The organism is Erythrobacter longus, assembly GCF_000715015.1.
Lineage (GTDB): Bacteria > Pseudomonadota > Alphaproteobacteria > Sphingomonadales > Sphingomonadaceae > Erythrobacter > Erythrobacter longus.
On record NZ_JMIW01000001.1, the window covers coordinates 523,731 to 542,730 of the forward strand.

A 19,000-nucleotide genomic window follows, 5' to 3' on the forward strand; every position below is an offset into this window, starting at 1 on the left:
TCCGCGAATGACCCGGACTATCTCGCCGATAATGGTGAATATAGTGTTAGTAATGTTGGGACTATTGGTGCCTCATCCCATTTCGGGACAGGCAAAATAGTGAAGTTTAAACAACGACCTCTGCCGCTGGACCATGCCCAAGAAAGTTAATTGGAGATGCTGTGGCGCCGTAGGCTCCTGCACAAAATACCGCGACCAGATCACCCACTTCAGCGTGCGGGAGCTCGGCCATATCGGCAAGCCTATCAAGCGGCGTGCAAAGACAGCCAACCACATTGACGGGCTCTGCAGGAGTAGCGCCGAAGCGTGAAGCAATCGCTACTGGATAATTGCGCCTCACCACAGTTCCAAAGTTACCAGAGGCCGCCAATTGGTGATGCAATCCGCCGTCTGTTACCAGATATGTCTGCCCATGGCTGACCTTGCGATCTATCACACGGCATAGGTAAACCCCTGATTCCCCAACGAGATAGCGGCCAAGCTCAATACAAAGATCGGTATCACCAAGGCCAGCATAATGTTCAAGCAGGCCGTGCAACGCTTCACCCACAGCGGCAAGATCAAGCGGCTCATCACCCGGGAAATAAGGAATACCAAAGCCGCCGCCCATATTGAGCTTTGGCAGTGCTTCGCCGATCTCATCAGCCAGCGACTGAGCCAGATTGAGGACATTGCCCTGCGCCTCGATGATTGCATCTGCGCTAAGCGTTTGGCTCCCGGTAAAAATGTGAAGCCCGCGCCACTGCGCACCTTCAGCGATCACTTTCTTCGCAAGCGCAGGCACTCTTTCCGCGTCAACTCCAAAAGGTTTCGCGCCCCCGCCCATCTTCATGCCCGAGCCCTTGAGCTCAAAATCTGGATTGACCCGAATGGCAATACGCGGACATTTACCAATGCGTTGGCCAATGGCTAGCGAACGCTCTGCCTCCCCTTCGGATTCGCAGTTTAACGTAACCCCAGCGGCAATTGCCGCTTCTAACTCGTCATCGCGTTTGCCTGGTCCGGCAAAGCTGACCAAAGCGGCATCTATCCCGGCTCTCTCGATCATGGCGAGCTCACCCGAGGAGGCAATATCGAAGCCATCGACGAGCCCCGACATATGGGTGATCACCTCAGGGTGCGGGTTGGCTTTGACAGCATAATTGATCCCGATCCGGTCTGGCAAAGCCGCTCGCAGATCGGCCACGCGCGCATCAAGCCTGTCTTTGGAATACACAAACAAGGGCGTTTGCCCGGCCGCCTCAACCAGATCGCTTGCCTTGTGGCCACCGATTGCAAGCTCACCGTCAATAGCTTGATAGCAAGCAGGGATTGGCCCCAGCGGCTTAGTCTTTGATTTGGTCTTCACGAGCTCTTCCCCTCCGCCAGTTCACGGGTGAGCGCGGTTCGGTCGATCTTGCCGTTAGGGTTAAGCGGCATTGCTTTTCGCCAATGGATTTCTTGAGGTTGCATGAAATTGGGAAGCTCCCTCAATAAAGCCTTGGGAAGTTTGGATTGCTCTTGTGGATCGAGGGTGCCCCTTACCACCAGATGGACACGGTGCCCAAGCCGTTCGTCAGGAATACCCAAAGCGACCGCCTCAGCCACCAATCCCGTTGCAATGGCAGCCTCTTCGATTTCCTGAGGGCTTATACGGTTGCCTGCGCTTTTGATCATCGCGTCGCGGCGTCCAACGAAATAAAGCAGGCCGTTGTCCTCGCGTTTTACCCGGTCACCAGACCACACAGCGGTGCCGCCATAGTGTGAGCCTTCTGGTGCAGGTTTGAACCGTTCAGCGGTGCGCACATCGTCTTGCCAATACCCTTGCGCCACCAATGGGCCACAATGGACGAGTTCTCCTTCTTCACCCGGCCCCGCGACCTGACCGTCATCATTGATGACCATGATCTCTGCAAATGGGATCGCTTTGCCCATGCTCGTGGGATGATCGTCCACGAGAGCAGGGTCGAGATAGGTCGAACGAAATGCTTCGGTCAGGCCATACATCGGATAGAGGTCAGCCTGCGGAAAAACCGCCCGCAAGTCGTCCACCAATTCCGTAGTCAGCGCGCCGCCGCTATTGGTGAGCCGCCGCAAGGGCGTGCACGCTTCTTCGGGCCAATCCAATTCGGTCAGTTGCACCCACAAGGGCGGCACAGCAGCAAGCGTGGTGATGCCGTGTTTCGCGCAGGCTTTGGACACATCGCGTGGGAAGAGGAAATCGAGGGGAACCACGCTGCCCCCCGCATACCACGTCGAGAGCAGCTGATTTTGGCCATAATCAAAGGAAAGCGGCAGAACCGCGAGGGTCACATCATCTTGCGCCATCCCGAGATAATCCGCCACGCTCACTGCACCGAGCCACAAATTGGCATGGCTAAGCATTACGCCTTTGGGACGCCCGGTTGACCCACTGGTGTAAAGGATAGCGCACAGATCGTCGGGGTCAGCCTTTGACGGTTCCAGTTCAATGCGAGCCTCATATGCCGCTTCCAAAGCCGCTGTTTCTTCCAATTGAACGCACCTGGCCGGAACATCGCCATCATCCAATGATTTGAGCCGCGAAGGCGTCGCGATCAGCATTTTCGACCCGCTATCAGCCAAAATATGAGCCACTTGCGCACGTTTCAGGAGCGGATTGATCGGCACATGCACGAGCCCTGCCCGTGCTGCGACAAGGGGCAAAAGACAAGTCAGCTCGCCTTTCGCCGCCCAAGTGGCCACCCGCGCGCCTTTTTCCGGCACCTGACGGGCCAACCAACCAGCAAGAATTGCCACACGCTCTTTTAACGCCTTGTGGTTAAGAACCCCATCCCGAAGCACCAAAGCCGGTCTTTCGCCAGAACCATTGGCACACGCTCGCTCAGCGAGGTAATCTAATGGCAAAGGCGCAGGATTGGGCTCAGCAGTCATCAGCTTCCTTTAGGGGCTCACACTCTAGTGATCGAAACGCGGTATCACGACACAGTTAACGTCTTGCAAGAGCTGTTTGAAGACAGCCCTTCAGGAATTGTGCCTGATGCACATGGGTGTGCACCCTTTGACCGCAGCGAGTGGTATGCGCTTCTGGCCAAGACAGGTCTTCGCCCTCTGATTGTCACTGCTACGGACGCAGAAAGCACCGCCGCTCTCGCTTTGACCGAAGAGCGCGGGCACATCACACCCTTGCGCAATTGGTATAATTTTACATGGCGGCAGTTGGTACAAAAAGGTGACAATGGCGACCGGCTGTTGCGCGAAGTGGCCACACAGCTAAAAACCAAAGCGCACCGTGTGACGCTTGAGCCTGTGCCCGACGAGGATTGCTCGGCAACCCGGCTTGCGCAGGCCTTTTGCGATGCAGGCTGGCGGGTTGAGGTGACGCGGTGCGACATCAATCATGTTCTGTATGTCGCTGGTCGAAGCTTCGAGGAATATTGGGCATCACGCCCAGGGCCACTTCGCACCACCCTCAAACGCAAAGCCAAAAAGGTCGAGACAAAGATCGTCACCCATTTCGACCCGGAACTTTGGGCAGATTATGAGGCGATCTATAATTCGAGCTGGAAGCCGGGCGAAGACCATCCCCAAATGCTGCGACAATTTGCGCAAAGTGAAGGCGATGCGGGCCGTTTAAGGCTGGGCTTAGCCTTCCGCGAAGGCGCAGCCGTTGCTGCCCAATGCTGGACTGTCGAGAACGGGACCGCCTTCATCCATAAGCTCGCCCACTTGGAGAGCATGAAGAAGCTTTCAGCGGGAACAACCCTTTCAGCGGCCCTGTTCAAGCACACAATCGACAAGGACCGTGTTGATGTGATCGACTTTGGGACAGGCACACAAAGCTATAAAGCAGACTGGATGGAAGACACCCGACCGCGCTATTCGATTGATTGCCTTGACCTTTCCGCACCGCGCGCATGGATTGCTCTTGCCCGCCTCACTGCAAAACGCTTAACCTTGCCAGACGTCCCGGAACTTGCACGTTTACCACAGGCTAGTTAAGGCGCGCATCGCTTTGGTACATTCGGGTGTGCCACAGGTTTAAAGGCCTCTAGAAAAGGACAACCAAGCAATGGGGCAAGCAATCAGCTCTCAAAAAGCGAGTGCAGACGCCGCAACGAGCGAAGAAGCGGGCGAAGTGACGGGTCAATCGACAGGTGAAGCCTCTGGCGCAGAATCCGACAGGGAGGCGCTCGATGGTGAACTCAAGTCGATCATCGCCGATGTATTAGGGCTTGAGCCCGAGCAGGCTAATGAGCTTGACGAAGACAGCGGTCTGTTCGGCCACCTTCCCGAACTCGACTCCATGGCCGTTGCAGGCCTTCTCACAGAGATCGAAGACCGCCTCGATATCGTCATCGAAGACGAAGATGTCGACGGCGAAATGCTTGAAACTTATGGCGGATTGCTGGCCTTTGTTGAGGCCAAGTTGAGCGAGGCCTGATCCAAATGGATGTGCCAGAGCCGCGCATGATCGCGACTTGGCAAGCTCCTTTGGGGGGCGGCAAGACGTCGGACGAATTGCTCGTCTCCTTTGACCATGGGCGCGAACGCCGCATTCTCATTCTGCCAGCGCTATTTGATGAAGCCAACAAGCTGCGCCGCTTTACAGTCCAGATGATGCGCGCCCTTGATGAGCGCGGCGTGGATACATTTTTGCCTGATCTTCCCGGCTGTAACGACAGCCTCGTCTCTTTTGAAAGCCAGACGCTCGATTCTTGGCGCGATGTTGCAGCGAATGCAGCACAAGCGTTTGAGATCACTCATATTCTGACCATCAGAGGCGGCGCGCTAATCGCTCCTGAAACCCTGCCCGGATGGCAATATGCGCCGGTTACGGGGGCTAAAATCTTGCGAGCCATGGTCAGAGCACAAACCATTTCGGCGCGCGAATCGGGCCGAGAGATCAGCTCTGAGCAATTAATGGAACGAGGCCGCCAATCTGGTTTAACCCTCGCCGGGTGGAACATTGGCGCTAACATGCTGCGCGAGTTGGAAAGCGCTGCCCCGATCGCTGCGAACACACAAAAGGTGATTGAGCAAAAGGACCTTGGCGCAGCTGGCCTATGGCTTCGCGCTGAACCTGATGAGGATCAAGCCGGTTCGCAGGCGCTTGCTGCGATTGTCGCAGGCGATGCGGGTGATCCGCAATGAGCCGCCTGCAATTCGATTTTGGCTGCCGTGGTCTCAAACTGGCGGGCTCGCTTGATACCGCTCCCGGTGTCACTGGCCTGCTGATCGTAAATGGTGGGAATGAGATCCGTTCGGGCGCCTTTTCGGGGCAATCTCAACTGGCTGCGTCGATTGCGAAAAAGGGCTTTCCCGTTCTGCGTTTTGATCGCCGGGGCACCGGAGACAGCGAAGGAGAGAACCGGGGTTTTCGCAAAAGCGCGGGCGATATCGAAGCCGCTCTGGAGGCCCTGCGGGCTATGGCGCCGCAGGTTGAACGGGTTTTTGCATTTGGCAATTGCGATGCGGCCTCGGCCCTTATGCTTATGGAAGGCAGAGGGTTTGAAGGGCTCATCCTATCAAACCCATGGACGATCGACGAGCCGGCAGAAAAGAGTGCCGAGCCACAACACAGCCGCGATGCGATCCGGTCGCGGTACGCCTCAAAGCTGAGAGATCCCCGAGAAATTGCTCGCTTGCTGAAAGGCGGAGTGAACCTGCGAAGGCTGGCGCAAGGCGTGGTTGCTTCCATGCGGACTTCGCCACCACCCGGCGGTCTTGCTCAAGACATGCGCGCTGGGCTTGAGGCGTTTGGGGGGAGCGCGCATATTCTCCTTGCCGGTGCAGATCGTACCGCGCAAATGTTTGAAAGCGTGTGGGACAAGGGCGATGCCCGGATAAAGCGCTGCGCTGGTGCAGGTCACGCCTATGTCGAGCCCGAGCACCGCGAATGGCTCGAAAAACAGGTGCTAACGGCGCTGCGCAGTTAAACGCAGTTAGCGCTCAAAAAGACTCACCAATTCGACATGGGTGGACCAGCGGAATTGCCCCACAGGACGCAGTTTCTTCAGCTTGAACCCAGCCTCTGCCAGCACAGCGCCATCACGCGCCCAGCTTGACGGATTGCAGCTGATATAGACCACACGCAAAAGCGAGCTTTCTGCGATTTGGGCGACTTGCGACCGTGCCCCTGCGCGCGGTGGATCGAGCAGGACAGCGTCAAAGCGGTCGAGTTCCGAAGCCTGCAAAGGGTTGCGGAACAGATCGCGGTGGAGCGCAATCACGCGGCCACCCGTTCGCGCCGCAGCCGCTTTGCACGCAAGGTGCGCCGCTTGATCCGCTTCTGCGGCAAGGACCTTGCGCGCCCCCTTCCCCGCCTTGGCCATCGCGAAGGCAAAGGTGCCGAGCCCTGAAAACAAATCCGCGACAATGCGCGCATCCCCAAGCCACTGCGATGCATCGTCGATCATGAGAGATTCTGCATCAGGGGTAGCCTGCAAAAATGCATTTGCAGGAAGGCCAACGGGCAAGCCGGACAAGGTGACAGTCGCAGGCTCAGGTTCCCAAATAGTCTCGGGCCCGTAGCCTTGATCGATGGTAAGCCGTGCCAAGCCATTGACTTGCGCAAACTCAAGCGCCGCCTCTGTTGCGGCAAGCCCTTCCAGCGGAAAATGGGTGAGGCCCAGATCAATCCCCTGGTCACACAAGGTCAAAGCGATATCGACATTGCCCTTTGGGCCATGCGCCGCGACAAACCGCCGCAAGGGTTCGATCAATCCAGCAAGCTTCGGGTCCAGCACCGGACACTGCGCCAAATCGACGAGCGTGTGCGAGCCGCCTTCGCGGTAGCCGACAATCGCCCCGCCCCGCGTTCTTTGCGCATGAAGGCCGGCGCGCCGGCGCGAAGCTGGCGGCGAAAGGTGCTCTGGCAAAAGCTCACCGATGTCGAGGCCTTGCCCCGTGGCCGCATTGACTACCCGCTCACGCACAAACCGGCTGAGCACTTCATCATCGCCATGCTGCAATTGACAGCCACCACAGGTGCCAAAATGCTCGCAAGCAGGCGCTATGTGATGCGGTCCGGGAATAATGGTTCCATCTGCCTCAACGCTGTCGCCCGGCACAGCGCGCGCGAAATGCGCACCTGATTCGGTTACGCCGTCGCCCTTTGCCGCGATGCGGACAATGCTCTGTTGGTCTGTCACAAACACCTCGCCAAAGCGCGTCCCACACTTTGCGCCAATTCGAGCGAAGTGAACGCTGGTCCGCAAATCCTTGCCGCCTCACCGTGAAGCCATACCGCCTCGCAAGCAGCTGTGAACGGGTCCGACCCATTGGCCATGCGGCTGACCGCGATCCCTGCGAGCACATCACCCGTTCCTGCAATCGAAAGCCACGATGGCGCAGGCGGAGCAATTGCCACCTCACCTTGCGGCGAGGCGATGATCGTATCGGGGCCCTTGGCACAAATGACCATGCCGCTCATGGCCGCAAGCGCCTTGGCGCGAGCCATCCGGCCATCGGCGACAATTGCGAATTTGCGGCACAGGGCATCAAGCTCCCCGTCATGCGGCGTTGCAAGCACGGACATTTGCGGATCAAGCATATGGGGCTCAACCAGATGCAAAGCGTCGGCATCCAGGACGAGAGCGCCCTTGCATTTAAGCGCCGTCTCAAGAGCCTTGATCGAGCCCTCATGGCGCGCCAGTCCGGGCCCGATCAGAACCGCATTGATCCGCTTGTCGTCAAGTGCGACCCGCACATGCGATGTGTCCACGACAAGTTCCGGTCCCGCATTTGGTGCCTCATGCACCGCAAGTTTGACGTATCCTGCGCCTGCCCGCATCGCTGCCTGGGCGGCCAAAACAGAGGCTCCCGGCATGTCACCACCGACAATTGCCGCGAGACCTCGGGAGTATTTGTGATCGGCAAAAGCGGGCGGCGCGAGCTTTGGCTTTGTAACGCGCACAGCCGCTTCTTCGAGCGCGCTAACGCCAATCGGCACAAGGCGCTGCGTCCCCATCTTGTCACGCGCTGGCAAGAGGCAATGCGCAAATTTCCACGCACCAAGCGCCAATGTCACATCGAAGCGGGGAAGCCGCTCATTCAGAACTGCGCCGCTATCACTGGCAATTCCGCTGGGAACATCCAAAGCAATCGCCATTTGGTGACGCTCGGCCAGATCGCGCAAAAGCAATGAGTGCTCACCGCTGAGCTTTCTGGTGAGCCCCGAACCGAACAGGCAATCGACGAAGACCTCGCCTTGGACAGAGCCTCCCGACGTCAGAACATCGTCGCCCCAAAGGGCAAGTGCCTGTTTGGCCGAGGGCGTCTTGGGTGCCTCGGGCGCTACAATCGTGACTTCTAGACCGGCTTTTTGGAGGCAATGCGCAATGACGTATCCGTCGCCGCCATTGTTGCCGGGGCCACACAGGACCGTGACACTTCGGCCGGCGGCAATTCTTCGAACCCACTCCGCCGCGCGGCCGGAGGCCAGTTGCATCAAGTCAAATTCGGGCATGCCTGCGTCAAAAATGCGCTGCTCGGCATCACGCATTTGCTGCGTGGTGAGGATTTGAGAGAGAGCGTTGTCGCTGGCCATTACACGCCAGAAGGCGGCGGGAGAGGCATCAAGTATTGGTCACCCGAGACCGAAAACTGCCAGAACCCATCAGGCGCTGGCTCAATCATTTCAACATCTTGTGCGCCGTCTTTAACGGTCACTCCGCTGGCATCCTCGTTGAGGACAAAGCGCCGAAAGCCGCCTTCAGGATCGTGGATGAGGAACTCTTGACCCCACTCTTCGCCAACCCATTCAAGCGTGCAGACTTTGGCAAACTCTGATCCCGCACCAATAGCGCAGTCAAGCATATCACCTTCTGGCTCAGGCGATTGGGTTGCTTCGCAAGCCGTTAAAGCGCCGAGTGCACAAACGCTGCTAAATATCCGCAAATACATGAGTTTCTGCCTTTGCTCCGGGATGGGTAAGCGCGCCATCGCGCGCTGGTCCAACGTTTTGAGCATAGCGCCAAAGTGCGCCGGATTGATAGTCATTGCTGCGCGGTTGCCAAGCTTCTTTACGCTTGGCGAGGGTCGCTTCATCCACCTCAAGATCAATTGTGCCAGCCTCGGCATCAATGGAAATGGTATCGCCATCCTCGACCAGAGCAATTGGGCCGCAATCCGCTGCCTCTGGACCCACGTGCCCGATGCAAAAGCCCCGCGTCGCACCAGAGAAACGGCCATCGGTGATAAGCGCCACTTTCTCGCCCATGCCCTGCCCGTAAAGCGCAGCGGTGGTAGAAAGCATTTCGCGCATTCCGGGGCCGCCCTTGGGCCCTTCATAGCGGATGATGATGACGCTGCCCTCGGTGATATCGCGCTTCTCGACCGCAGCAAATGCGTCCTCTTCACAGTCAAAAACGCGCGCCGTGCCGGTGAATTGCAACCGCTCCATCCCAGCGACTTTCACAATCGCCCCTTCGGGTGCGAGCGAGCCTTTGAGGCCCACAACGCCGCCCGTTGGAGTGATCGGCTTTGCCACGTCGTAGAAGACTTTTTGATCGGGGTTCCAGGTGATCTCGTCGATATTCTCACCCAGGGTTTTACCGGTCACCGTCATCGGATTAGGGTCAAGAAAACCGCCTTCGAGCAGCGTCTTCATGCCCATGTAGATGCCGCCTGCCTCGTGCATGTCTTTGGCGACATACTTGCCGCCAGGCTTGAGGTCCGCGATGTAAGGCGTTGATTTGAAGATTTCGGCCACATCGAACAGGTCAAAATCGATTCCCGCCTCGCTCGCCATAGCAGGCAGGTGAAGCGCGGCATTGGTCGAACCACCGGTTGCCGCCACAACGCGCGCGGCGTTCTCGAACGCAGCCTTGGTGCAGATATCGCGGGGGCGCAGGTTCAGCTTCAAAAGCTCCATCACCTGAGCGCCAGCAGCGCGCGCAATCTCCTCGCGTGATCTGTACGGAGCCGGTGCCATATTACTGTTTGGCAGCGACAATCCGATCGCTTCGCCAACGCAGGCCATAGTGTTGGCGGTAAACTGACCGCCGCAAGCACCGTGGCCGGGACAAGCGACTTTCTCGAGAGCGATCAGCTCTTGCAACGGGCAATTGCCAGCGGCGTGTTGACCCACAGCCTCGAACACGTCGACGACGGTCACATTCTCACCCTTATAGGTGCCGGGAAGGATTGAGCCGCCATAGACAAAGATCGACGGCACATTGAGGCGCAGCATCGACATCATCATGCCGGGCAAGCTCTTGTCACAGCCTGCAAAGCCGACCAGCGCGTCATAGCAGTGCCCGCGCACGGAAACCTCAACGCTGTCGGCGATAATCTCGCGGCTGATCAGCGAGCTTTTCATGCCCTGGTGGCCCATGGCGATGCCGTCTGTGACGGTGATCGTATTGAACCGGCGCGGGGTTCCGCCGTTTGCGATCACACCCTCGCGGCAAATATCCGCCTGCGCGTTCAGAGTGGTGTTGCACGGCGCAGAATCATTACCAGCGCTGGCGACCGCCACGAAAGGCTGTGCGATCTCTTCCTCTGTCATCCCCATGGCATAGTAATAGGAGCGGTGCGGTGCGCGCTCTGGACCGACGGAAACGTGGCGGCTTGGCAATTTGGATTTGTCAAAAGACATATTATTACTCTTGGAGTTAGGTTTGCGTAACGCCCACTGCCTTTAGTCGAGCGCGAGTGCAACCCTTCCGCACACATCAGCAACCATAGCGGCCCAGCGCGATTGATCGGCTCGGGTGGAAATCAGGTCGTTGCGGATCTCGATCGCGCAATAGGGACGCCCGTGCGCCTCGGCGTGACGGTTCATGGTCGCGTTCAATTGCTTGCCCGAATAGGGCTCATTGTCGCCGACATTCAGGCCCTCTTCGCGGAAAAGCCGGATCGCATGGCGCGCTGCGCGGTCGTCTTCGTTGTAGAGCAGGCCCACTTGCCAGGGGCGCTGCTCCCCGCCGCTTTCAAGCTTGGGTGTAAAGCTGTGAAGCGAGATAATGAGTTCAGGCCGTGCTGCATCGAGACATTTGGCGAGCGCCTCGTGATAAGGGCGGTGATAGTCCCTGACCCTCGCCTCGACATTGGCGCCGATATTGCCGGGAATGAGATGCCCGTCGCTTTCCGTGGGCACCACATGGGGATGGTCTTCCTCGCGGTGGAGGTCGATCACAAGGCGGCTCACCTGCGCCATATGGGCCGGAATACCGTGGCGGCGCGCCATGCGGGCAGCGATACCGCCGGCACCGATATCAACCGCGATGTGCGTCTCGAGAAGGCTCGCCGGGATGCCAAGCGGCACATCTTCGGGCACAAAGTTCGACGCGTGGTCGCATACGCAGACGATACCGCCCGGCTTTACAGCGCCAACGTGCTTATACGGCAGTCCGTCGATCATCTTAGTTTCCCCGCAAGCGTCCACCAGCCGGGACGCTCCTGTTGAAGCCTTGCCAGCGCCTCGTCGCGGGCGCCTTCGTGCTCATACAACGCAAAACAGGTCGCTCCTGATCCCGACATTCGGGTGAGCCATGCGTGATCCTTGGCCAATTCGCTCAGCACCTCGGCGATTTTCGGGCAAAGACCCATGGCGGGTGTTTCAAGATCATTGCGCCCTTCAAGCGCAATTTGACGCGCCGTGCCTTGGGGGAGCGGCCCGCGATCGGTCTGGTCCCAGGCCTTGAACACGGGGCCGGTCGAAAGCGGCTCGCGCGGGTTTACCAGCAGCACGGGCGTGCCTTTAAGGTTGTCATCAAGCGGCTCCAACTCGGTCCCCGTGCCCCGACCGATCACCGTCTCGCTGCGCACACAGCACGGCACATCTGCGCCGAGCTTTGCCGCGCGCGCCTGCCAATCATCGGGGAGGCCGTGAAGACGCTCAACCAGCCGGAAGACCGCGCCCGCGTCAGCAGACCCTCCTCCAAGGCCAGCGGCGACAGGGAGGTTCTTTTCAAGGGTAATTTTGATACCCTGAGGGCGCGGGAGGGCGGACAGCGCCTTGGCCACGAGATTGTCGAAGGGACCGTCAATCCCGCCTGCAAACTCGCCAACAGTCGTGACTTCGTCCTGCTCGCTGGTTTGCGCGGCTAACTTGTCGCCCGCATCGACGAAGGCGAACAACGTCTCAAGCTCATGATAGCCATCCTCGCGGCGCCTGCGGACATGCAGCGCAAGGTTGATCTTGGCGTAGGCGGTTTCGGTGAGGGTCAACGGGAAACCTAAGCGAGTCCATTGCAGACAAGGGTTTCAAAACTCTTGGTTTTTGGCTGATAAGTGATGGAGATAAAACTGCACCCGCCATCCAGTACAAAGGGAAATCCTTCTTCACTGTCATGCCAAATCACTTGGCCAGCAATTCCATCGCGTGACTGAATTTCTTCAAGATGTTTGCGTCCCTCTGCAATCTCTTGAGCATCACATGGCCGGGACCCGAAGTTCTTGAGAGCAACCTCGCAGCCTTGCTCAACTGAGCTTGTAGCGGATGGAATGAGATAAACAGCCACTACATTACCCTCATGATCCATGGCATAGTGCCTTGCGTAATTCTCAATTGGATCAGCCTCTGAAGGAAGCACAACCGCGGCTTCAATCTCCCTAACTATCTGCGAATGCTTGGGCAAAATATCCGCAATGTCTTCAGATACGGGGGATTGGGCACACCCAAACAAGACGGTCACGATCCCAAAAACCGAAAATACTGGCGCGACGAGGTTCATCTTACATCACATATTCGGATAGTTAGGACCGCCCGCCCCCTCAGGCGTCACCCAGTTGATGTTCTGGTTGGGGTCCTTGATGTCGCAGGTTTTGCAGTGGACGCAGTTTTGCGAGTTGATCTGGAACTTGGGCTCCTTGCCCTCTTCCTCGATCCATTCATAAACGCCCGCCGGGCAATAGCGCGATGATGGGCCTCCGAAGACATCGAACTCACTCGACTTCTGCAATTCGAGGTCACCCACCTGCAAGTGAACCGGCTGGTCCTCTGCGTGGTTGGTGAAGGAATACGCCACATTGGTCAGGCGGTCGAAGCTGATCACGCCGTCGGGCTTGGGGTATTCAATCTTAGGATAGAGGTCCGCGCGGCCCGTTTGGGTGTAGTCGGCGTGGTGCTTCATGCTGATCGGAAGGCCGATTTTGAGCGTGCGCATCCACATGTCTGCGCCCGCCAGAATAGTGCCGATGTCCTCACCATATTTGGCCACCGCAGGTTCTGCGTTCTGGACGAGCTTCAATTCCTTGGCGATCCAGCTTGAGCGCACGGCCGGCTCATAGCTCTGCAGCTCTGGCTGGCTTTCGTGACCTTCGATCTCGGCAACAATAGCCTCGGCACACAGCATCCCGCTCTTCATCGCGGTGTGGCTGCCTTTGATGCGCGGTACGTTTACGAAACCAGCCGCACAGCCGATAAGAGCGCCGCCGGGGAACGCGAGCTTTGGCACCGATTGCCAGCCGCCTTCGTTGATGACGCGCGCGCCGTAAGCGACACGGGTGCCGCCTTCGAGCATTTCTCGGATCGCAGGGTGCTGCTTCCAGCGCTGGAATTCTTGATAGGGCGAAACCCAAGGGTTTTTGTAATCCAGAGCGGTGACAAAGCCGATCGCGACCTGATTGTTCGCCTGGTGATAGAAAAAGCCCCCGCCCCAAGTGTCGCTTTCAGAAAGCGGCCAGCCTTGGGTGTGGATCACACGGCCAGGAACGTGTTTCTTGGGGTCGATATCCCACAGCTCTTTAATGCCAAGGCCATAGACTTGCGGCTCGCAATTGGCCTCAAGGTCGAATTTGGCCTTGAGGCCCTTGGTAAGGCTTCCGCGCGCGCCTTCTGCAAAGAGCGTATACTTTGCCTCGATTTCCATGCCGGGCTGATAGTCGGGCTTGTGGCTGCCATCTTCGGCGATGCCCATGTCCTGCGTAATGACGCCTTTGACCGCGCCATTGTCGTCATACATGACGCCCGAAGCGGGGAAGCCGGGGAAGACCATGACGCCAAGCGCTTCGGCCTGTTCGCCAAGCCAGCGGGTCATATTGCCCAAAGAGCCCGTGTAGCAGCCATGGTTGCTCATCAACGGCGGCATGATGATGTGCGGGATAGAGGTCTTGCCGTTCTTGCTGAGCGACCAGTGCCAATTGTCGGTCACCGGCGTTTCGGCCATCGGGCAATCCATATCGCGCCAGTCGGGGAAAAGCTCGCTCAAAGCTTTTGGATCGACAACCGCGCCTGAGAGAATATGTGCCCCGATTTCAGAGCCTTTTTCAAGGACTACGACTTCGAGTTCTTCGTTCAACTGCTTCAGACGGATTGCAGCGGAAAGGCCGGCTGGCCCGCCACCCACAATCACGACGTCGCATGGCATTGATTCCCGTTCGCTCATGAGCTTTTCTATCCCAATCTTTCGTCTTGCGAGTTATCTCGCTCATATGTGTAGCACTGCACTTGCTAAGCGAGGCGGTGACAGTCAAGGGGGGCATTGAACAGTATGAACGCATCCAATCCCACTTTGAGCTACGAATTGCAGGCGGCCCTGGATTGGTGGCGGCTGGCCGGTGTGGACAGCGACTTTACCGATGACGCTACGGACTGGCTGGCCCGGTCAAGCGATCTGGGGGCGCAAAATGGGGCAGATGCGGGAGCTGCGGCTGGAACTGGCGGGCCTGATCAGAAAAAGCCGCTCGGCGGCCCGCTGCGGCAAGAAACACCTCCGGAAGCGGTTGCCGCCAAGCCGGTCAATCTACTGGGCGCGAATCCCCCGCAAACCTTGGAAGAGTTTCGTGAATGGTGGTTATCTGCGCCCGGTCTTGATGCCATTGGTCCGCGTGGCCGGGTTGCGCCGCGCGGGGGCAGGAACGCTGAGCTAATGGTTCTGGTGATCGATCCAGAGCAAGGCGACACGAACACGCTGTTAAGCGGGCCGCAAGGGCGGCTTTTGGCGCGAATCATCAAGGCGACCGGCATTAACCAAGAATCGGTTTATTTCGCCTCTGCCCTGCCCCGGCACACGCCGATGGCGGATACAGCATCGCTTGCCGCGTCTGGAATGGACGAAATCACCAAGTTTCACGTTAACCTTGTTTCCCCGCAGAAACTCTTGGCCTTTGGCGCAGGCATTCCACCGCTTTTGGGCCACGGATTAACGAATGACCTCTCGCATTTACGCGAAATCAACCGAAAACCCTCACCAATACCGCTGCTTGTTACTGAAGGACTGGACGCCATGATGGCGATGCCCCGTCTAAAGGCAAAATTCTGGCGGAGATGGATCGAATGGTCGGTCGAGGGAAGACGTTAAAACATATGCGCGCACTCATTGCTGGCCTTGCCCTTCTGGGCACCGGTGTTTCCACTTTTGCACTGGCCCCGGCTGCGTTGGCCCAAAACGGCAGCCTGGTGGCACAATATGATAGGCAAGACAGTACAATCCCCGCCCAATTGAGCGCGGGCGAACGTCAGCATTATCAAAACCTCTTCGCAGCGATCGATGCAGAGCGTTGGGATGATGTGCGCGCGATGCTGTCTCAACAAACCGATAGTGTTCTGCATCAGGTCGCGGTTGCCGAGTTTTACACTCACGCAAACAGCCCCAAAGTGTCTGCCGAGCAGATTTCCGAATGGTTCCGCGACGGGGTTCACTTGCCTCATTCAGAGCAGCTTGGCCGACTGGGGGCGAAACGCGGGCTTGAAAGGCTCCCCGAATTCCCGAGCGCGATTGATCTTGCCCGCCAGCCCGACATCACGAAACGCATCCGTCCACGCACTGTCGATGATGGCACTTTGTCTGCGCAAAGCCGCTCTGCGATCCTTGATGCGATCAAGAACGACGACCCGATGAGCGCATACACGCAGCTTCAGGAGGCTGAGCCATACCTCAGCGCCGAAGCGCGCGCCGAATGGCGTCAGCGGGTTGCGTGGAGCTTTTATATCGAGAACGATGACCAGAACGCTCTCGCCTTGGCACAGATGGTTGCCGAAGGATCGGGCGCATGGGTTGCCGAAGGAGAATGGGTCGCGGGCCTTGCTGCATGGCGGCTTGGGTCTTGCCAAGAGGCGGCGGATGCTTTTGCGCGCGCTGCTGATCGTTCGACCAATGCAGAACTGACTTCAGCGGCGCATTATTGGGCCCATCGCTCACTTGTACGGTGCCGCGAACCGGGCGCAGCACAAGCGCATCTGGAAAACGCGGCGCGCTATGATGAGACGCTTTATGGGCTGCTTGCCGTTGACCAATTGGGCATTGAAGTGGCCTCTTCTGCCCCAGCACAGCCGCTTTCCAGCCAGGAATGGGGCGCGATCGCTGACCGGGCCAATATCCGCATCACTGCCGCATTGACAGAGATCGGGCGTCCTGCGCTTGCGGACGAAGTGTTGCGCCACGAAGCACGCATTGGCCGCGCCCAGGATTACTATTCAGTTGCCAAACTTGCCCGCACGCTTGGCCTTCCATCAACGCAGCTTTTCATGGCGAATTATGCGCCGCGCGGATATCGCGCTGATCCAGCGCTGCGTTTTCCAGTTGCCCATTGGCAACCCCGCACGGGATGGCGCGTGGACCCATCGCTGGCCTTCGCCCACGCGCTGCAAGAAAGCAATTTTCGCGCTGGCGCTGTATCACCAGCAAACGCGCGCGGCCTCATGCAGATCATGCCGGGGACCGCGCGTGATCATAACCGCAGCCTAAACCTTGGCGCGAGCTATGCCGACCTTAACGACCCAGAGGTCAACCTTGCCTATGGTCAGCAGCACCTTGAAATGCTGCGCGATAGCGGCGCGACGCAAGGGCTCCTTCCCAAGATCATGGCAGCCTATAACGCCGGGCTTACGCCCGTCAGCCGCTGGAATTATGAGATCAACGACCAAGGCGACCCGCTGCTTTGGATGGAATCGATCCCCTATTGGGAAACGCGCGGCTATGTCGCAATCGTGATGCGCAATTACTGGATGTATGAACGCGCCGCAGGCGTTCCCAGCCCAAGCCGCCGCGCTCTTGCACAAGGCCAGTGGCCGACCTTCCCCATGCCTGCTAGGACCCGCTCTGCACGGATAGACTATCAGCAGTAGCAGGAACTAAAGCAGTGGCGATTGACCAAGCCCGCCCCTTCACCCCGATCAATATCGCTGTCCTCACCGTCTCGGACACACGCACGCCGGAAACCGACACATCGGGCGATATTCTAGCTGCACGGGTAGAGGGTGCAGGCCACACACTGGCCGCTCGCACCATCGTTAAAGACGATGCGAAATTGCTTGCCGCGCAGTTTGATCAGTGGATCGAAAACGAGCAGATCGACGCCATCATCTCCACCGGAGGCACTGGCCTCACCGGCCGCGATGTGACGCCAGAAGCCTTCGCCCGGATAGAGGGCGCGCGCGATATTCCCGGATTTGGCGAACTGTTCCGCTGGCTCAGCTTTAAAAGCATCGGCACAAGCACGGTCCAGTCACGCGCCTGCGCCATTGTCGCGCGCGGAACCTATCTCTTTGCCCTGCCCGGCTCCAACGGAGCGGTCAAAGACGGCTGGGACGGCATCCTCGCCGAGCAATTGGACAGCCGCAATCGCCCCTGCAATTTTGTGGAATTGATGCCGAGATTACTAGAGACATAGGGACTTTTGTTCTATATATGTTCTCCACATGAGAACAACAGAACATCCCGATGCACAGCATGGACGCGGCGCGGCTTCTGCCAAGGTTCCCACACGCTTTGGCCTCGCAAGCCGGGAGACCGATGGCGATTGGCGTGACTATGTGGCGGGCCTTGGCGTGGATGATGCGCCGCCGGTCAAACTGCGCACCCATGTCACGGAAGAACACCCCAAGACGATCCTCTCGTTCAACTCCTCACCAGACATCCCCTTTGACCGCTCGATCAACGCCTATCGGGGGTGCGAGCATGGCTGTGTCTATTGCTATGCGCGCCCGACCCATGCCTATCACGATTTGTCGCCGGGGCTCGATTTTGAAACGCAGCTGTTCGCCAAGCCCGGTGCAGCAGAGCTTTTGCGCAAGACACTGAACAAGCGCGGATACAAGCCAGCGCCGATTGCACTTGGCACCAACACCGATCCGTATCAGCCGATTGAAAAACGGTATGAGATCACGCGTGAGATTTTGGAAGTGTGCCTTGATGCGCGCCATCCGGTGACGATCACAACGAAGTCTGACCGCGTGCTTCGCGATGCGGATATTCTGGAGGAGATGGCGCAGGCCAATCTGGTCGCGGTGGCTATTTCTGTGACCACCCTTGATGCAAAGCTCTCAAGCAAGCTTGAGCCGCGCTGTGCCACTCCGGCGAAGCGGATTGCGGCGCTGGGCAAGCTTATAGAGCACGGCGTTCCGGTGCATTGCTCGGTTTCCCCCATCATCCCCGCGATTACGGATGAATTTATGGAAGGGATTATCGAGGCGGCGGCGGGCGTCGGGGTTAAAAGCGCCAATTGGATACCCTTGCGCCTTCCCCATGAAGTCGCCCCGCTTTTCCGCGAATGGCTCGCCGTGCATTATCCCGACCGCGCAAGCAAAGTCATGCGCATTGTCCAATCAATCAGAGGGGGAAAAGACAACGATCCCGACTTCTTCACCCGCATGAAGCCTACAGGCGTATGGGCAGACATGTTCCGCGCCCGTTTTCGCATAGCATGCAAGCGCAGCGGTGTTGGTCATGGTAAGACCGCGCCAAGATTTGAGCTGGATTGTTCGAAGTTTCGACCACCAGAATTGGGCGGTCAGATGCGGTTACTTTGATGCATCTCAATTATTTTGGTCACCAAATGTGGAAATACACTCATAACGGCGCTCTTCGGGACCGGTTTAACTCTAAATTAACCCCGTTTAAGGACTCGCTAAGTAAATCGACGTATGAACGTCTTGTAACTGGGGGTGCAGACCATGACAGAAGCAACAGATCCAAAGAACGAGGAACAATCTGATCGTCGCAAAGGCGATCGAAGACAAGGCGACCGCGGCGTCGAGGATCGTCGCAAGGGTGAACGTCGCCAGAGCAATGAGCCATATTCCGGACCTGAGCGGCGGAAGCATCCGCGGGGTTAAAGCATTGCACAAAGCTGCGGGCGCAGTCGTGATAAG

General features: G+C 58.1%; 18 protein-coding genes. 8 read left to right on the forward strand and 10 right to left on the reverse strand.

Annotation, left to right across the window (positions count from 1 at the left end; genetic code table 11):
• Positions 1-106 precede the first annotated feature (106 nt).
• Positions 107-1,348, reverse strand: a complete 1,242-nt coding sequence (locus tag EH31_RS02525; protein ID WP_034957856.1) for a pyridoxal-dependent decarboxylase, exosortase A system-associated — start codon at positions 1,346-1,348, stop codon at positions 107-109.
• Positions 1,345-2,892 (reverse strand): acyl-CoA ligase (AMP-forming), exosortase A system-associated, encoded by a 1,548-nt coding sequence (locus EH31_RS02530; RefSeq protein ID WP_034957858.1) that lies wholly within the window; start codon positions 2,890-2,892, stop codon positions 1,345-1,347. The genes EH31_RS02525 and EH31_RS02530 overlap by 4 nt, the downstream gene beginning before the upstream one ends.
• Before the next feature lie 27 nt (positions 2,893-2,919).
• Between EH31_RS02530 and EH31_RS02535 the strand changes: the two genes are divergently transcribed.
• From EH31_RS02535 to EH31_RS02550, 4 genes are all read left to right on the forward strand, one after another.
• Positions 2,920-3,960, forward strand: coding sequence for a GNAT family N-acetyltransferase (locus EH31_RS02535; RefSeq protein WP_034957860.1), 1,041 nt, complete (start codon positions 2,920-2,922; stop codon positions 3,958-3,960).
• A 211-nt stretch (positions 3,961-4,171) separates the two neighbouring features.
• The gene (locus tag EH31_RS17910; RefSeq protein ID WP_034958831.1) at positions 4,172-4,402 is read left to right on the forward strand and encodes an acyl carrier protein; all 231 of its coding nucleotides are present in this window, start codon (positions 4,172-4,174) and stop codon (positions 4,400-4,402) included.
• Positions 4,403-4,407: 5 nt separating this feature from the next.
• Positions 4,408-5,112, forward strand: coding sequence for an alpha/beta hydrolase family protein (locus tag EH31_RS02545; protein WP_241765805.1), 705 nt, complete (start codon positions 4,408-4,410; stop codon positions 5,110-5,112).
• Positions 5,109-5,897, forward strand: coding sequence for a hydrolase 1, exosortase A system-associated (locus EH31_RS02550; RefSeq protein ID WP_034957866.1), 789 nt, complete (start codon positions 5,109-5,111; stop codon positions 5,895-5,897). The genes EH31_RS02545 and EH31_RS02550 overlap by 4 nt, the downstream gene beginning before the upstream one ends.
• A gap of 6 nt (positions 5,898-5,903) precedes the next feature.
• On the opposite strand, the gene EH31_RS02555 is transcribed toward EH31_RS02550, so the two are convergent.
• The 8 genes from EH31_RS02555 to EH31_RS02590 all read right to left on the reverse strand — a co-directional run bounded on the left by EH31_RS02555 (position 5,904) and on the right by EH31_RS02590 (position 14,294).
• A complete protein-coding gene (locus EH31_RS02555; protein ID WP_034958833.1) occupies positions 5,904-7,112 on the reverse strand; it encodes a class I SAM-dependent RNA methyltransferase in 1,209 nt (402 codons plus the stop codon).
• Positions 7,109-8,509, reverse strand: a complete 1,401-nt coding sequence (locus EH31_RS02560) for a bifunctional ADP-dependent NAD(P)H-hydrate dehydratase/NAD(P)H-hydrate epimerase (RefSeq protein ID WP_034957868.1) — start codon at positions 8,507-8,509, stop codon at positions 7,109-7,111. Before EH31_RS02560 ends, EH31_RS02555 begins: the two co-directional genes overlap by 4 nt.
• Complete coding sequence (locus EH31_RS02565; protein ID WP_034957870.1) at positions 8,509-8,778, reverse strand: hypothetical protein; 270 nt, start codon at positions 8,776-8,778, stop codon at positions 8,509-8,511. Before EH31_RS02565 ends, EH31_RS02560 begins: the two co-directional genes overlap by 1 nt.
• A gap of 67 nt (positions 8,779-8,845) precedes the next feature.
• The gene (gene ilvD / locus EH31_RS02570) at positions 8,846-10,561 is read right to left on the reverse strand and encodes a dihydroxy-acid dehydratase (RefSeq protein ID WP_034957873.1); all 1,716 of its coding nucleotides are present in this window, start codon (positions 10,559-10,561) and stop codon (positions 8,846-8,848) included.
• A 42-nt stretch (positions 10,562-10,603) separates the two neighbouring features.
• A complete protein-coding gene (locus tag EH31_RS02575; RefSeq protein WP_034957875.1) occupies positions 10,604-11,326 on the reverse strand; it encodes an N-formylglutamate amidohydrolase in 723 nt (240 codons plus the stop codon).
• The gene (locus EH31_RS02580; protein ID WP_034957877.1) at positions 11,323-12,135 is read right to left on the reverse strand and encodes a 4-(cytidine 5'-diphospho)-2-C-methyl-D-erythritol kinase; all 813 of its coding nucleotides are present in this window, start codon (positions 12,133-12,135) and stop codon (positions 11,323-11,325) included. The genes EH31_RS02575 and EH31_RS02580 overlap by 4 nt, the downstream gene beginning before the upstream one ends.
• An 8-nt stretch (positions 12,136-12,143) precedes the next feature.
• Positions 12,144-12,641 carry a hypothetical protein gene (locus EH31_RS02585; protein ID WP_034957880.1) on the reverse strand — a complete coding sequence of 166 codons (498 nt, stop codon included), beginning with the start codon at positions 12,639-12,641 and terminating at the stop codon, positions 12,144-12,146.
• Positions 12,642-12,647: 6 nt separating this feature from the next.
• A complete protein-coding gene (locus EH31_RS02590) occupies positions 12,648-14,294 on the reverse strand; it encodes an electron transfer flavoprotein-ubiquinone oxidoreductase (protein WP_034957881.1) in 1,647 nt (548 codons plus the stop codon).
• Positions 14,295-14,399: 105 nt separating this feature from the next.
• On the opposite strand from EH31_RS02590, the gene EH31_RS02595 reads away from it, so the two are divergent.
• The 4 genes from EH31_RS02595 to EH31_RS02610 are packed head-to-tail and all read left to right on the forward strand — an operon-like array spanning position 14,400 to position 18,658.
• Positions 14,400-15,209 (forward strand): uracil-DNA glycosylase family protein, encoded by an 810-nt coding sequence (locus EH31_RS02595; protein WP_034957882.1) that lies wholly within the window; start codon positions 14,400-14,402, stop codon positions 15,207-15,209.
• Positions 15,210-15,214: 5 nt separating this feature from the next.
• On the forward strand, positions 15,215-16,975 hold the full coding sequence (locus tag EH31_RS02600) for a lytic transglycosylase domain-containing protein (RefSeq protein ID WP_081853179.1): 1,761 nt from the start codon (positions 15,215-15,217) through the stop codon (positions 16,973-16,975).
• Positions 16,976-16,989: 14 nt separating this feature from the next.
• Complete coding sequence (gene moaB, locus EH31_RS02605) at positions 16,990-17,520, forward strand: molybdenum cofactor biosynthesis protein B (RefSeq protein WP_034957884.1); 531 nt, start codon at positions 16,990-16,992, stop codon at positions 17,518-17,520.
• Between the two features lie 28 nt (positions 17,521-17,548).
• The gene (locus EH31_RS02610; protein WP_034957886.1) at positions 17,549-18,658 is read left to right on the forward strand and encodes a PA0069 family radical SAM protein; all 1,110 of its coding nucleotides are present in this window, start codon (positions 17,549-17,551) and stop codon (positions 18,656-18,658) included.
• Positions 18,659-19,000: the final 342 nt, after the last annotated feature.